At 41.3% G+C, this 13,941-nt stretch carries 11 protein-coding genes; 9 read left to right on the forward strand and 2 right to left on the reverse strand.

The window, feature by feature from the left end:
* From dnaA to MST17_RS00025, 5 genes are all read left to right on the forward strand, one after another.
* Entirely contained in the window at nt 1-1,386 is a 1,386-nt protein-coding gene (gene dnaA / locus MST17_RS00005; protein WP_180005504.1) for a chromosomal replication initiator protein DnaA, read from the forward strand.
* Between the two features lie 108 nt (nt 1,387-1,494).
* Nucleotides 1,495-2,643, forward strand: a complete 1,149-nt coding sequence (dnaN, locus tag MST17_RS00010) for a DNA polymerase III subunit beta (RefSeq protein ID WP_180005503.1) — start codon at nt 1,495-1,497, stop codon at nt 2,641-2,643.
* Between the two features lie 23 nt (nt 2,644-2,666).
* Complete coding sequence (gene recF, locus MST17_RS00015; RefSeq protein WP_078189506.1) at nt 2,667-3,749, forward strand: DNA replication/repair protein RecF; 1,083 nt, start codon at nt 2,667-2,669, stop codon at nt 3,747-3,749.
* A gap of 43 nt (nt 3,750-3,792) precedes the next feature.
* Entirely contained in the window at nt 3,793-6,261 is a 2,469-nt protein-coding gene (gene gyrB, locus MST17_RS00020) for a DNA topoisomerase (ATP-hydrolyzing) subunit B (protein WP_180027161.1), read from the forward strand.
* A gap of 170 nt (nt 6,262-6,431) precedes the next feature.
* Entirely contained in the window at nt 6,432-6,809 is a 378-nt protein-coding gene (locus MST17_RS00025; protein ID WP_180022817.1) for a hypothetical protein, read from the forward strand.
* Between the two features lie 530 nt (nt 6,810-7,339).
* On the opposite strand, the gene MST17_RS00030 is transcribed toward MST17_RS00025, so the two are convergent.
* Entirely contained in the window at nt 7,340-9,277 is a 1,938-nt protein-coding gene (locus tag MST17_RS00030) for an ATP-binding cassette domain-containing protein (RefSeq protein ID WP_257246876.1), read from the reverse strand.
* Nucleotides 9,278-9,473: 196 nt separating this feature from the next.
* On the opposite strand from MST17_RS00030, the gene MST17_RS00035 reads away from it, so the two are divergent.
* The 4 genes from MST17_RS00035 (at nt 9,474) to erpA (ending at nt 13,424) form a co-directional block, all read left to right on the forward strand.
* Nucleotides 9,474-10,478, forward strand: coding sequence for a putative solute-binding protein (locus MST17_RS00035; protein ID WP_180022815.1), 1,005 nt, complete (start codon nt 9,474-9,476; stop codon nt 10,476-10,478).
* A 256-nt stretch (nt 10,479-10,734) separates the two neighbouring features.
* Nucleotides 10,735-11,745 carry a putative solute-binding protein gene (locus MST17_RS00040; RefSeq protein ID WP_180005536.1) on the forward strand — a complete coding sequence of 337 codons (1,011 nt, stop codon included), beginning with the start codon at nt 10,735-10,737 and terminating at the stop codon, nt 11,743-11,745.
* A gap of 201 nt (nt 11,746-11,946) precedes the next feature.
* Nucleotides 11,947-12,954: a putative solute-binding protein gene (locus tag MST17_RS00045; RefSeq protein WP_180027162.1), complete on the forward strand. Its 1,008-nt coding sequence runs from the start codon at nt 11,947-11,949 to the stop codon at nt 12,952-12,954.
* Nucleotides 12,955-13,088: 134 nt separating this feature from the next.
* A complete protein-coding gene (gene erpA / locus MST17_RS00050) occupies nt 13,089-13,424 on the forward strand; it encodes an iron-sulfur cluster insertion protein ErpA (RefSeq protein WP_078189499.1) in 336 nt (111 codons plus the stop codon).
* Nucleotides 13,425-13,492: 68 nt separating this feature from the next.
* Here the strand turns inward: erpA and MST17_RS00055 are convergent, their stop codons facing one another.
* The gene (locus MST17_RS00055; protein ID WP_168379524.1) at nt 13,493-13,870 is read right to left on the reverse strand and encodes a hypothetical protein; all 378 of its coding nucleotides are present in this window, start codon (nt 13,868-13,870) and stop codon (nt 13,493-13,495) included.
* Nucleotides 13,871-13,941: the final 71 nt, after the last annotated feature.

Consider the following 13,941-nt stretch of genomic DNA (forward strand, 5'->3'; position numbering starts at 1 on the left):
ATGCTTTGGACAGACTGCTTAACTCGCTTGCGACAAGAGCTTTCAGGAAATGTCTATACAATGTGGATACGCCCACTGGTGGCAGAAGATGCAGGTGATAGTCTAAAACTCTATGCACCGAATCCGTATTGGACACGCTATATTCAAGAGCACCATTTAGAACTGATTTCAATTTTAGCGGAACAGTTGTCTGAAGGTCGGGTACGTAAAGTCGAGATTTTGGTTGATTCACGGCCTGGTGCAATTTTATCTGCAGCTGAGCAACCTGCAACAACCACCGCAGCATTAGAGTCAACGCCACAAGTGTCGGCACCAACACGTCCTAAAAAAGAAAAAGAAGAGACGTCTTCAAAAAATAACCGTAAGCGTCAGCTTAACCCATTATTTACCTTTTCCTTGTTTGTTGAAGGTCGTTCCAATCAGATGGCGGCAGAAACCTGTCGTAAAGTCTTGACGCAGCCCGGTGCTTCGCAACATAACCCGTTATTTTTATATGGACCGACTGGTTTAGGTAAAACCCATTTAATGCAAGCCGTAGGTAATGCATTATTACAAGCGAAGCCGAATGCACGTGTGATGTACATGACGGCTGAAAGTTTTGTACAAGACTTTGTGAGCTCGTTACAGCAAGGTAAGGTCGAAGAATTCAAGAAAAATTGTCGTTCGTTAGATTTGTTATTGGTGGATGATATTCATTTGTTAGCGGGTAAAGAGGCCAGCTTGGTTGAGTTTTTCTATACCTTCAACGCGTTATTAGATGAATCCAAGCAAATCATTTTAACTTCGGATCGTTATCCAAAAGAACTGACTGAGTTGGATCCACGTTTGGTTTCACGTTTTTCGTGGGGCTTATCGGTGGGTGTTGAACCGCCTGATATTGAAACCCGTATTGAAATTTTACTGAAAAAAGCGGAAAGCAATGGGGTGGAACTTCCACGGAATTGTGCGCTGTTTATTGCTCAACAAGTGGTTGCCAATGTCCGTGAACTAGAAGGTGCGCTGAATAAAGTCGTAGCCATTTCTCGTTTTAAAGGCACCCCAATCGATCTAGATGTGGTGCGTGAATCGTTAAAAGATGTGTTGGCAATTCGTGCGCGCACCATCAGTACTGAAAACATTCAGCGTGTGGTGAGTGAATATTTCCGTATTCCATTGAAAGAATTGGTTGGTCCAAAACGTACACGTATTTATGCACGTCCACGTCAGTTGGCTATGGGGCTAGCACGTGAACTGACAGGGGATAGTTTCCCTGAAATTGGTATGGCTTTTGGTAATCGTGACCACAGTACTGTGATGCATGCCTGTGAAAAAGTACAAAGCCTGCGTGAAGAAGATCCAATCTTCAATGAGGACTATAAAAACTTGCAACGTCTGCTGCAAAGTTAAGTCTTTTCGTTCAAATTCTGTTCTTGCAATGCGGTATATTCTGCCGCATAGTACACTGCTAAAAAATTAATTTATTTTGTCTATCTTCAGTTTTTAGAGGAATGTATCGTGCGTTTAAAAATCGCGAAAGAAAGCTTACTGAATGTTCTATCACATGTCGTAGGAGCGGTTGAACGTCGCCATACCTTAAATATTTTATCCAATGTAAAAGTACAGGTAACTGAGCAAGCTTTGACCATTACCGGTTCAGATCTTGAAGTTGAACTGGTTGCAAGCACACCACTTACTGAAGGTGCATGTTTACAAGCAGGAGTGACGACTGTTCCTGCACGTAAATTGATGGATATCTGTAAATCATTACCGTCAGCGGCATTGATTGATTTGCAAATTACTGAAGATCAACGTTGTATTTTAAAATCTGGCAACAGTCGTTTTGTATTGGGTACTTTGCCTGCAGAAGACTATCCATTATTAACCACTGAAAATACTCAAGGCACTCAAGTCGGTGTGACTCAACGTGAGTTAAAGCGTTTATTTGAAAAAACGTCTTTTGCCATGGCGGTTCAAGATGTGCGTTTTTATTTGACGGGTACTTTGCTTGAAATTGATGAAAATCAATTGCGTGCAGTAACGACCGATGGTCACCGTTTAGCGATGTGTGAAACAGTGGCAAGCTCGAATGCGACACAAGCAATGCAAGCGATTGTTCCACGTAAAGCTGTAGGTGAATTGCAGCGTCTATTGAGTGTTGAAGACGAGCAATTATCGTTGTTGATTGGTCGTGAATTATTAAATGTAACGATTACCATTGCCAGCCGTGATAAAGAGCAGGGTGATATTACCGTACGTTTCACCACAAAATTGATCGATGGTAAATTCCCTGACTACCGCCGTGTGATTCCACGTGGTGGTGATAAAAATGTGCGCATTGCACATGATGTATTTAAACAATCACTACAACGTGTGGCGATTTTAAGTAATGAAAAATTGCGCGGCGTATTCTTGAAGTTTGATGCGGACACTTTACAACTTCGTGCCAATAACCCTGAGCAGGATGAAGCTATCGAAGATCTCGCGATTCAATATGCTGATGCACCGATGGAAATGTCATTCAATGCACAGTACTTATTGGAAGTTCTGAATGTATTGGATGGTGATGATGTTGCAATGACCATGACAGAAGCGAACCAGTCGGTATTGGTACAAGATCCACAACAACAAGATCAAACCTATGTTGTGATGCCAATGCGTGTTTAATTTGGACTGACGTCTCAATTATTATGCATATCACGCGTTTACATGTAGAACGTGTTCGAAATTTAAAGACGGTTGCACTCTCTGGGTTGCAGCCGTTTAATGTCTTTTATGGGCAAAATGGTTCAGGCAAAACTTCTGTATTAGAAGCAGTACATTTGCTGGCAACAGGCCGTTCTTTTCGAACTCATATTCCGAAAAACTATATTCAAAATAATAGCCCTGACGCTGTCGTCTTTGCGCAGTCTGCAACAGATCGTATTGGTATGCAAAAAATGCAGTCGGGCGAGCAAGTGATTAAAGTCAATGGCGACCTTGTGGGGACACAAGGGCAGTTGGCTAAGATTTTACCACTACAACTCATCGACCCACAAAGTACCGATATTATTGATCATGGTGCGAAGCCACGACGTCAACTTTTAGATTGGTTGATGTTCCACGTGGAACCGGAGTTTTACCATGCATGGCAATATTATGCGCGGGCATTAAAACAGCGGAATAGTTTGCTGAAATCACGACGTCATTTGAGTTTGTCTGACCTAGAACCGTGGAACAAAATGCTCAGTGATTATGGTGAGATATTACATAGTCTGCGCAGTAATGTGGTGGAACAGTGGACGCGATATTTCCAACAAGATCTCGAAGCATTATTGCCGCATTTAACAGTGACATTGGAATATAGTGCAGGCTTTCATGCTGAAACAGGACTGCTGAATGATCTGACCAATCAGCACTTTAAAGACTGCGAACGTGGCTATACTGAGTATGGTCCGCACCGTGCAGATTTAAGGTTGAAAACCGCTATGGGTGATGCAGATGTTGTGCTCTCTCGTGGGCAAAAAAAGTTATTGATCATGGCGTTAAAACTGTCACAGATTGCAATGCTACATGCTTGTAATAAGGAAACTGTGGTATTATTAGATGATCTGACAGCAGAATTAGATTTAACCGCACAACAGCGTTTAATTGAGCGTTTAAGCCATCTTGGTAGTCAAGTTTTTATTACCACTTTAGACCATGATTCAGTGCAAAAACACTTACATGATTTATCTATTTCTTATCAATTATTCAAAGTTGAAAATGGTACGGTGCAGGCTGTTGTGCAATGAAATACCACCTTTGGATAGACCTATTTTTCACTAGGGAGAAACCATGAGTTCAGAAGATCAAGCTGCTTCTCAAACAGAACAAACCATAGAAAAAGCTTATGATTCCTCTAGCATCAAAGTATTACGTGGTCTAGACGCTGTACGTAAGCGTCCGGGCATGTATATTGGTGATACTGACGATGGTACTGGCCTACACCACATGGTGTTTGAAGTTGTCGATAACTCAATTGATGAAGCGTTGGCAGGTCATTGTGACGAGATCAATGTAACCATTCATGAAGATGAATCTGTAAGCGTATCGGATAACGGTCGTGGTATTCCTACCGACATTCACCCAGAAGAAGGTGTTTCTGCAGCAGAAGTGATTTTGACGATTCTGCATGCGGGCGGTAAATTTGACGATAACAGCTATAAAGTTTCAGGCGGTCTACACGGTGTAGGTGTATCCGTGGTGAATGCGCTTTCAAGCAAGCTCGAATTAACCATTCATCGTGCAGGTCAAATCCACCAGCAAGAATATAAACACGGTGATTCCGTGTATCCATTAAAAGTGGTGGGTGAGACAGATCGTACCGGTACACGTGTACGTTTCTGGCCAAGTGCTGAAACCTTCAGTCAAACGATTTTTAATGTCGATATTTTGGCACGTCGTTTACGTGAATTATCGTTCCTGAATGCAGGTGTACGAATTGTGCTACGTGATGAACGTATCAATTTAGAGCACGTTTATGATTATGAAGGTGGTTTGTCTGAGTTTGTAAAATATATCAACCAAGGCAAAACCCATCTGAACGAGATCTTCCACTTCACTACTCAAGCGGATAACGGCATTGGTGTGGAAGTTGCATTGCAGTGGAACGATTCTTATCAGGAAAATGTTCGTTGCTTTACCAACAACATTCCACAAAAAGATGGTGGTACGCATTTAGCGGGTTTCCGAGCTGCATTAACCCGTGGCTTAAACAGCTACATGGAAAGCGAAAACCTACTCAAAAAAGAGAAAGTGGCGGTTTCTGGTGATGATGCCCGTGAAGGTTTAACTGCAATTGTTTCGGTGAAAGTGCCTGATCCAAAATTCTCTTCGCAAACCAAAGAAAAATTGGTGTCGAGCGAAGTGAAAACTGCGGTTGAGCAAGCCATGAATAAATCGTTCTCTGAATATCTTTTAGAGAACCCACAAGCTGCTAAATCGATTGCAGGCAAAATTATTGATGCAGCACGTGCACGTGATGCAGCGCGTAAAGCACGTGAAATGACACGTCGTAAGAGTGCGCTTGATATTGCAGGCCTGCCAGGTAAATTGGCCGATTGTCAGGAAAAAGATCCTGCATTGTCTGAACTTTACTTAGTCGAAGGTGACTCTGCGGGCGGTTCAGCTAAACAGGGCCGTAACCGTAAGATGCAAGCGATTTTGCCGCTGAAAGGTAAAATCCTCAACGTGGAACGTGCACGTTTTGACAAGATGATTTCTTCTCAAGAAGTGGGAACGCTGATTACTGCTTTAGGCTGTGGTATTGGCCGTGAGGAATATAACCCAGATAAACTACGTTATCACAAAATCATCATCATGACCGATGCTGACGTCGATGGTTCGCACATTCGTACGCTACTATTGACCTTCTTCTTCCGTCAAATGCCAGAACTTGTGGAACGTGGTTATATTTATATTGCACAGCCACCGTTGTATAAGCTGAAAAAAGGCAAGCAAGAACAGTACATCAAAGATAATGATGCGCTTGAGACGTACCTGATTTCAAATGCAATTGATGAGCTTGAATTACACATCAGTGCAGAAGCGCCAGCCATTCGTGGTGAGGCTTTAGCTGGCGTGATTGCGGATTATCAAACCTCTCAAAAGAGCTTGCATCGTCTGACTGTACGTTATCCTGCAAGTGTGTTGGATGGTTTATTGGCAGTAGAAGGCTTTAAGTTAGATCAAGCAAATAACCAAGACTATGTACAGACTTGGGGGGAGCAGCTACGTGCCAATATTGAGAAAACTCAGCCTAGCTTACGTCCTGAATTAAGCTTAGAAACGTTTGAGCATGAAGATACCGAAGGCAATAAGTCAGCGACCTATTTCCCGCGTATTACCATCTATGTTCATAACTTACCGCACCAATACTTGTTAGATTCAGGTCTATTGGGTTCAGGTGAATATGCGCGTTTGCTCAAAAATTCGAAGAGTTGGTTCACCTTATTGGAAGAAGGTGCTTACCTGCAAAAAGGCGAGCGCAAAATTCCAGTGAGTAGCTTCCATCAGGTTTGGCAAAACATCCTACAAGACTCACGCCGTGGAATGATGATTCAGCGCTATAAAGGTTTGGGTGAGATGAATGCTGAACAGCTTTGGGAAACTACAATGGATCCTGAGAACCGTAACATGCTGCAAGTAACGGTACAGGATGCGATTGAAGCTGATCGTATGTTCTCTTGCTTGATGGGTGATGATGTGGAACCACGTCGTGCTTTCATTGAAGAAAATGCGTTAAATGCGGATATTGATGCCTAAATTCTGATTACAGAATCATTCAAAAAAGCACTCTTCGGAGTGCTTTTTTTTGTGCTATCTTAAATAAAATTGAATATTAAATCGCCAATTTGTGTTTTATAAAATTGACTTATTCTGATGCTAAGCTCACATCAAATTGAACTTAGCAGCTAAAAATAAGAGGTCTATATATGATGGACAATCAACTTGAACACATTCGTGACATCTGGGTAAATGCATTTTTTACCGGAAATTATACCGTTCTAGCCGAATACGAAGATGAGCACTTTAAGGTGGTTTATGAGCAAGACGGGCGTGTCGAAAGTAATTATGTCCGCTATGAACGTATTGCACATGCGGTGAAAAATGGGGTTTGGAAACCACAAAAACCAGACGTAGAATTTGAAGAATATGAGTTTAATCGTGACCAAACTGAGTGCAAAATTTTAATTGGTTTAGCTGAAACACTGCAGCAAATACAGGAAATCTGGCATTTTGATCAGACCTGGAAAATACAAGAATTACGTTTTTTAAAGGCAAAAAAAGCCCATCCTTCTGCCTTATCTTAAACAATAAAAAGTTTAAATTGATGTAGTCAGTGGAGATAAAATGCATCCATCTTGCAAATGTGGATAAGTTTTGTGAATTTTCACATTTAATAGTGTTCAACATCAAAGTCATTTATAATTGTGGATAATATCATTTAAAAATATTTATCCACAAAAAGGTGGTTCGATATTTTGAATTTAAAAAATAAAAATGAATTTAAAACCAAGATTTGAATTTAAAAATGGCTTTTGTGGATAACTGTGGCAATGAGTTTGATGTGAAGTGTATTTTTTGAATTCATTTATAAAAGTAGGATAAAAGCTATCGCTGAATTTTTAGATTCTTTCTGAATAGAAATGCCTTAACGATGCAATAACCAGTTGGATATGAACATTCGATTTTTTAAATATTTTTTAGATTTATAGTGTGATTATTATTGTGAAGTATAAATAAAAAATCGCCGTGGAACATTTAAACTTCACGGCGATTGATTTTTTGAGCTTAAGTTAGGTTTTCTTAATAATGCAAATCTAGGGTTTTGCTTTTTAAATTAAGCTTCAAAACTACTTTCCATTTCTTCTAATTCCATCATTAGTTCCAGCATCTGTTCTTCGGCTGTTTCCAGTTTGGCTTTCAGCTCAGTTTGCTCATTCATCAGTTTGAGCAAATCATTTTTACGTGAGGCATCATATAAAGCACTATCTGCCAATAATTCCTCGATTTCGTTTAAGCGTGGCTGAATTTTGCTGATTTGCGCTTCATTTTTTTCGATATTTTTACGAATCGGGCGGCTCAGTTCCCGCTGGCGTGCCGCTTCCTTACGCTGTGCTTCTTTGTCCAGTCTGGAAATGGTTGCTTTGACTTCGACCTGAGATTTCACCGGCTCGGCTGGCTTCTGCCCGTTTTTGATCATCTCAATGCGGGCCTGACGTAACCAGTCGGCATAAGCGGTCAGATCACCGTCAAATTCACGGCATTGACCATTATGTACCAGCAGCAATTCATCACAGACACTGGCAATCAGCTGGCGCTCATGCGATACCAGCACCACAGCACCTTCAAAATCCTGCAAGGCCATGGTCAATGCATGACGCATATCCAGATCTAAATGGTTGGTCGGCTCATCCAGAATCAACACGTTTGGACGCTGCCAGACAATCAATGCCAGAGCCAGACGGGCACGTTCACCGCCTGAGAAACTTTCACTTGGCGTATCCATGCGTTCGCCGCTAAAACCAAAACTGCCCAGGAAAGAACGCAGGCTGGCTTCACTGATTTTTTTATCGGCAATACGGGCCAGCTGTAACATCGGGCTGGCATTGCCATCCAGTGCATCCATTTGGTGTTGGGCAAAGTAGCCAATATTGAGCAGTTCTGAATCTTTACGCAGACCCTGAAGCAATTTTAAATCACCGACCAGCGATTTAATCAGGGTGGATTTACCGGCACCATTCATCCCGAGCAAACCAATCCGGCTGCTTGGCGTGATCTGTAAATTGACATTGGTGACAATCAGCTTGTCACCATAACCAATATCGGCATGTTCCAGTTGCAATAAAGGCGAACTCATTTTGGTCGGTTCACGGAAACTGAAGGTAAATGGTGTATCAACATGGGCAGCAGACAGTTCCTGCATACGCTCCAGCTGTTTGATCCGGCTCTGTGCCTGCTTGGCTTTGGTGGCTTTCGCTTTAAAACGGTCAATATATTTTTGCAGATGTGCGCGGGTTTCCAGCTGCTTTTCATAAGCCTGTTGCTGCTGCGCCAGACGTTCACTGCGGGTGCGCTCGAAGGTCGAGTAGTTACCGGTATATAAAATCAGTTCCTGATTTTCAATATGTAAAATATGATCGGTAATCGCATCGAGGAAATCCCGGTCATGCGAAATCAGCACCAGCGTACCTTCATAGGCTTTCAGCCAGTCTTCGAGCCAGAGAATGGCATCCAGGTCTAAATGGTTGGTCGGTTCATCAAGAAGGAGTAAATCGGAACGGCTCATCAGGGTACGCGCCAGATTCAGGCGCATGCGCCAGCCACCAGAAAAACTTGAAACATCCAGTTGGGATTGATGTTCAAAAAAGCCCAGACCGGCCATCAGTTGCGAAGCTTTGGCCGGCGCAGAATAACCTGAAATTTCATCAAAACGGCCATATAAATGGGCCAGTTCTGCATCATCCAGCTGATCTGGCTGCTCCAGTTTCTGTTGAATATCCCAGTATTCTTCATCGCCGGACAAGACGAAATCAATGGCTTTCATATTCAGCGCTTTGATTTCCTGCGCCATATGCGCCACGGTCCATACCGCAGGACGGGTCAACGAACCGGTGTCTGACTCCATGCCACCAAGCAAAGCTGAAAACAGGGTCGATTTCCCGGCACCATTGACACCGGTTAGGCCAATTTTCCATCCTGGGTGTAACTGCATCGACGCTTTTTGAAATAAAACACGTCCACCGCGACGTATAGATAACTGGTCTAACTGAATCATGGAACTAACTAAACAAGAAGAATGTGGGGCTATTCTAATGGATGGCTTTGCAAAAGAAAAAACAAAGCATCGCAACCATCTGAAAAAATGTGACAGATTCCACGTATTTAGGTATATTGAACGGGCTTTAGTATTAAAAAAATATTTCAAGTTGTTGTTTTAAATGGATTAATAAAACATATTGGAAATATAAGAAATGAGAAAAGGAATTTTAATTTTATCGCTTCTTTCAGGTGTGATGTCTGCACAAAGCTATGCCAATCAGAAGGTTTGTGTGTTCGATTTACTTGGAAAAGCGGGGGAATCTTATAAGCTAATGGAAGAGTGGTCTCTGGCCAGTAAGGCATGGGGAGCACAAGTTCAACTGATTTCATATCAAGATGAATCCAAAGTCGATAAAGATTTTAAAGAAGGGAAATGTGACGCATTTTATATGACCTCGATGCGGGCACGTGCGTATAACAAATTTGCTGGTTCGATTGATGCCATTGGCGGTGTACCGAACAATACCATCGCACAAAAAGCCATTACCTATGTCTTAGATAAGCGGAACAGTAAGCGACTGATTACCAATTCAGGTAAAGATAGTTATGAAGTGGCAGGGATTGGGCAAATTGGTTCAGCCTATATTTTTGTCCGTGATCGCAATATCAATAATTTAGAAAAAGCTGAAGGTAAAAAATTTGCCATTTTGCATTATGACTATGCGCAAAAAGAGATGGTCGACCGTGTCGGCGCTGTGCCAGTCATGTCGGAAATTTCCAATTTTATTCGCAAATTTAATCAGGCCGAAGTTGAAATTGTGGCTGCGCCGGCTTATGCCTTTAAGCCACTCGAAATTTCAAAAGGCTTAGGCACTACTGGGGCGATGGTTAATTTTCCTGTGGTGAATGTCACGGCAGACCTGATTATTCGTAACAATAAATTCCCAGATGGTTTTGCTGAACCCTCTCGGCAATGGTTCGTTAAACAATTACCGAAAAGTTTTGCCATGGTAAAACGCATGGAAGCTGAAATTCCTGCCAAATATAAGATGAATCTCAGCAAAGATGATCAGTTGAAATATCAGAAAATTTTGCGTGAAGGACGGATGGATTTAACCAAACAAGGAATCTACGACTCCACCATGATGACGGTACTGAAAAAAGCACGTTGTACGATTGAGCGAACCAATTTTGAGTGTTCAGTGGCGGGTGAATAAGCTTTTTTCTGTATTTCTTTGTAAAGTTTCATAAAAAGGCTGTAAATGCAAAAAGCCTTTTTTGCATACAACATGATGATTATATTTATAATTTTGCCTTAAATAAAAAAGTGATATTAATCACAAAAAAACAGAATGTGCCAAAATGACATAAATAAATGGAGTAAATGCTCTATTTTTTTTAAATTAACTTGCTTAATATCGGCGTTGTGTAAGGACACCTCTGAACCATAAAAAGATTTGAAAGGAAAATAGAATGAAAAAAACGCTCCTATCATTGGCTACATTTGCTGCAATTGGCTTTGCTGGTTCAGCTCAGGCAGCAAAAGTAGATATCTGTGTATTTGACTTACTGGGTAAGTCAGGTGAGTCATACCAAATGGCTCAGGAATGGGCGCTTGCAGCAAAAGGCTGGGGTGCTGAAATTAACTTAATTCCGCGTCAAGATGAAGCAGTAGCCGACAATGATTTTAAAGCGGGTAAATGTGATGGCGTATTTATGACGGCAATGCGTGCTCGTCAATACAATAAATTTGCAGGTTCGATTGATGCGCTTGGTGGCGCACCGAGCAATGCAATTGCGCAACGTGCGATTACCTTTGCATTAGACCAACGTAATGCTGCAAAAATGGTCAGCAACCTAGGTGGTAAGAAATACGAAGTGGCGGGTATTGCTCCACTGGGTTCAGCATTCATCTTTGTCAAAGACAAAAAAATTGACTCAATTGAAAAAGCAGCAGGTAAAAAGTTTGCAGTATTAGGCTATGACGAAGCACAAAAAATTATGGTGCAACGTGTCGGCGCTCAAGCTGTGGTTTCAGATGTATCTAACTTTGTGGCGAAGTTTAATAATGGTCAGGTCGATATGGTGGGTGCGCCTGCGTATGCCTACAAACCATTAGAGATTTATAAGGGTTTAGGTACCAATGGTGCGATGTTTAACTTCCCAGTTTTACAAGTGACCGCGGACTTTATTATTCGTCCTGATCAGTTCCCAGCAGGCTTTGGTCAAAAATCTCGTGATTGGTTTGTGAAACATTTACCGAAGAGTATTGCGATGATTAACCGTTTAGAGGCGGGTATTCCTGCGAAATATAAACTTAACTTAAGTGCAGAAGATAAAACCAAATATCAAAAATTATTGCGTGAAGGTCGTATGGATATGACGAAACGTGGCATTTATGATGCGGGCATGATGTCAGTATTGAAAAAGGCACGTTGTTCTGTCGATAAAGCCAATTTTGAATGTTCACTTAGCGGCGAATAAACTGATATTTAAAGAAAAAAGCCTGGATTTATCCGGGCTTTTTTTCGCAAATGCATAGGTCATTTTCGCCATTGAGTCAGCAAAATATTCAGGTAATCTAAATTGAAATCGAGGGCTGTGAGTATATTTAATCATACTCCGCATGACCCAAAAATCAAAAAATGGTTAAAACAAAAACAGTAAAAAACAAGGAAAGTCAGTATGAAACAATGGACAAAGGCATTGAGTATTGCTGCTGCGTTAATGGCGGTGAATGGCGTAGCTCAAGCAAAGCAAGTGGTGTGTGTATTTGATTTGGTTGGTAAAAATGGTGATGTTTTTACCCTGATGAGAGATTACCAATTGGCGGCAAAAAACTGGGGCGCAGACATTGAGCTCCGCGTCAGTCAAAATGAAGCGGTGATTGCGGAAGATTTTAAAGCCGGTAAATGTGATGGGATCAGTGTCACAGGTATGCGTGGTCGTCAATTTAATAATTTTACCGGTTCTTTAGATGCGATTGGTGCAATTCCAGATTTGAAACTTGCGGTTAAAGTGATGCAAGGTCTTGCGAGTCCAACGTTTGCTAAAAGCATGGTCAATAGTAAATATGAAGTGGCAGGTGTGATACCTGTTGGTGATGCCTACCTGTTGGTGAATGATCGTAGTATCAATACTGTCGCTAAAGCCGCAGGTAAAAAAATTGCGGTGCTTGATTATGATGAAGCGCAGAAAATTATGGTGCAGCAGGTCGGGGCTCAAGCGGTCAGTGCCGATGTAACCAATTTTGGCGCTAAATTTAACAATGGTCAGGTGGATATTATTGGTGCTCCTGCAGCTGTGTTCAAACCATTAGAATTACACAAAGGTTTAGGCAGCAAAGGCGCAATCGTCAATTATCCAATTTTACAAGTCACGGGAAATATCATTATTCGCCCAGATAAATTCCCAGCAGGTTATGGGCAAAAATCACGTGATTGGGTCAAAACACAATTACCTCGTGCATTCACGATTTTAGGCAAAATGAAGTCAGAAATTCCAGCTAAATATTGGATGGATGTTCCCACTGCAGACAAAGCTGGTTATCAAAAAATGATGCGTGAAGCGCGTATTGATTTGACTAAACGTGGCATTTACGACAAGCGAATGATGAAATTATTATGGCAATTCCGCTGTAAACAAGACCCGAAAAACTTCGAATGCGCATTACAGGAAGAAAACTATAAATAGGTTTTAAATGAATCTTGAGAAAAATACTCTGATTTAACTTTAAACTGTGAAGACTGACCATATATTGAGTATGTTATACTTGAAATATGGTCTTTTCTTTTTAAAGACACCCCAATGACTCAGAGGAATCCATCATGAATGCTCAAGCACTTGTGCTGACTGACAATGCTGCCAATAAAGTACGCCAATTGCGTGACAGTGAAGGTAATCAAGACCTCATGTTACGTGTATATGTGACTGGTGGTGGTTGTTCAGGTTTCTCATATGGATTTAATTTTGCAGAAAGCCAAAACGAAGATGATGCTGAATTTATCAATGAAGACGTGAAAATGTTGGTAGATTCACTTAGTTATCAATATTTGGTTGGTTCAACAGTCGATTATATTGAAGGTCTTGAAGGTTCTCGTTTTGTGGTACAAAACCCGAATGCGACAACCACGTGTGGATGTGGATCTTCATTCTCGATCTAATCAGGATGATGAATTGAGCCATAAAAAAGCCCTCATTTTGAGGGCTTTTTTAATGTTTAAAATCGATATTAGGCTTCAAATTTAAGCGCTTCTAACAGATCTAAAATCACTGTGGTCACGTCTTGACTCAATTGATAATTATTAAAAATTTCATAAGCCGTAATGGTGACATCGGTATCACTCGGAAGCAGGCGTTGTTCTTCTTCAATGAGGTCACGGATCGGCAAAAGGGTTTGTTTGACTTGTAAATGCAAGACATCTTTAAACTCAAGATTTTCGTCTTCGAGTTCGATGAGTTGCTCATTAAAAAATGGTAAAAGTACCGCATGGAGATAAGGTTGAATTTCGGTAATATCAAAAAGCTCAATATCACGGGTTTGTTCAATCGTGCTGATGTGGTCATTCACTTCAATTAAGATATGGTAGTAACTCACATTGCTCTCCACGGAAGATGTCATTGATATAAGGGGATTATTGCAGATCAACAATAACATGAAATGCTGATTTTTGTTGGTGA

It is taken from the genome of Acinetobacter sp. YH16056_T (assembly GCF_024605895.1).
In the GTDB taxonomy this organism is placed as follows: domain Bacteria; phylum Pseudomonadota; class Gammaproteobacteria; order Pseudomonadales; family Moraxellaceae; genus Acinetobacter; species Acinetobacter amyesii.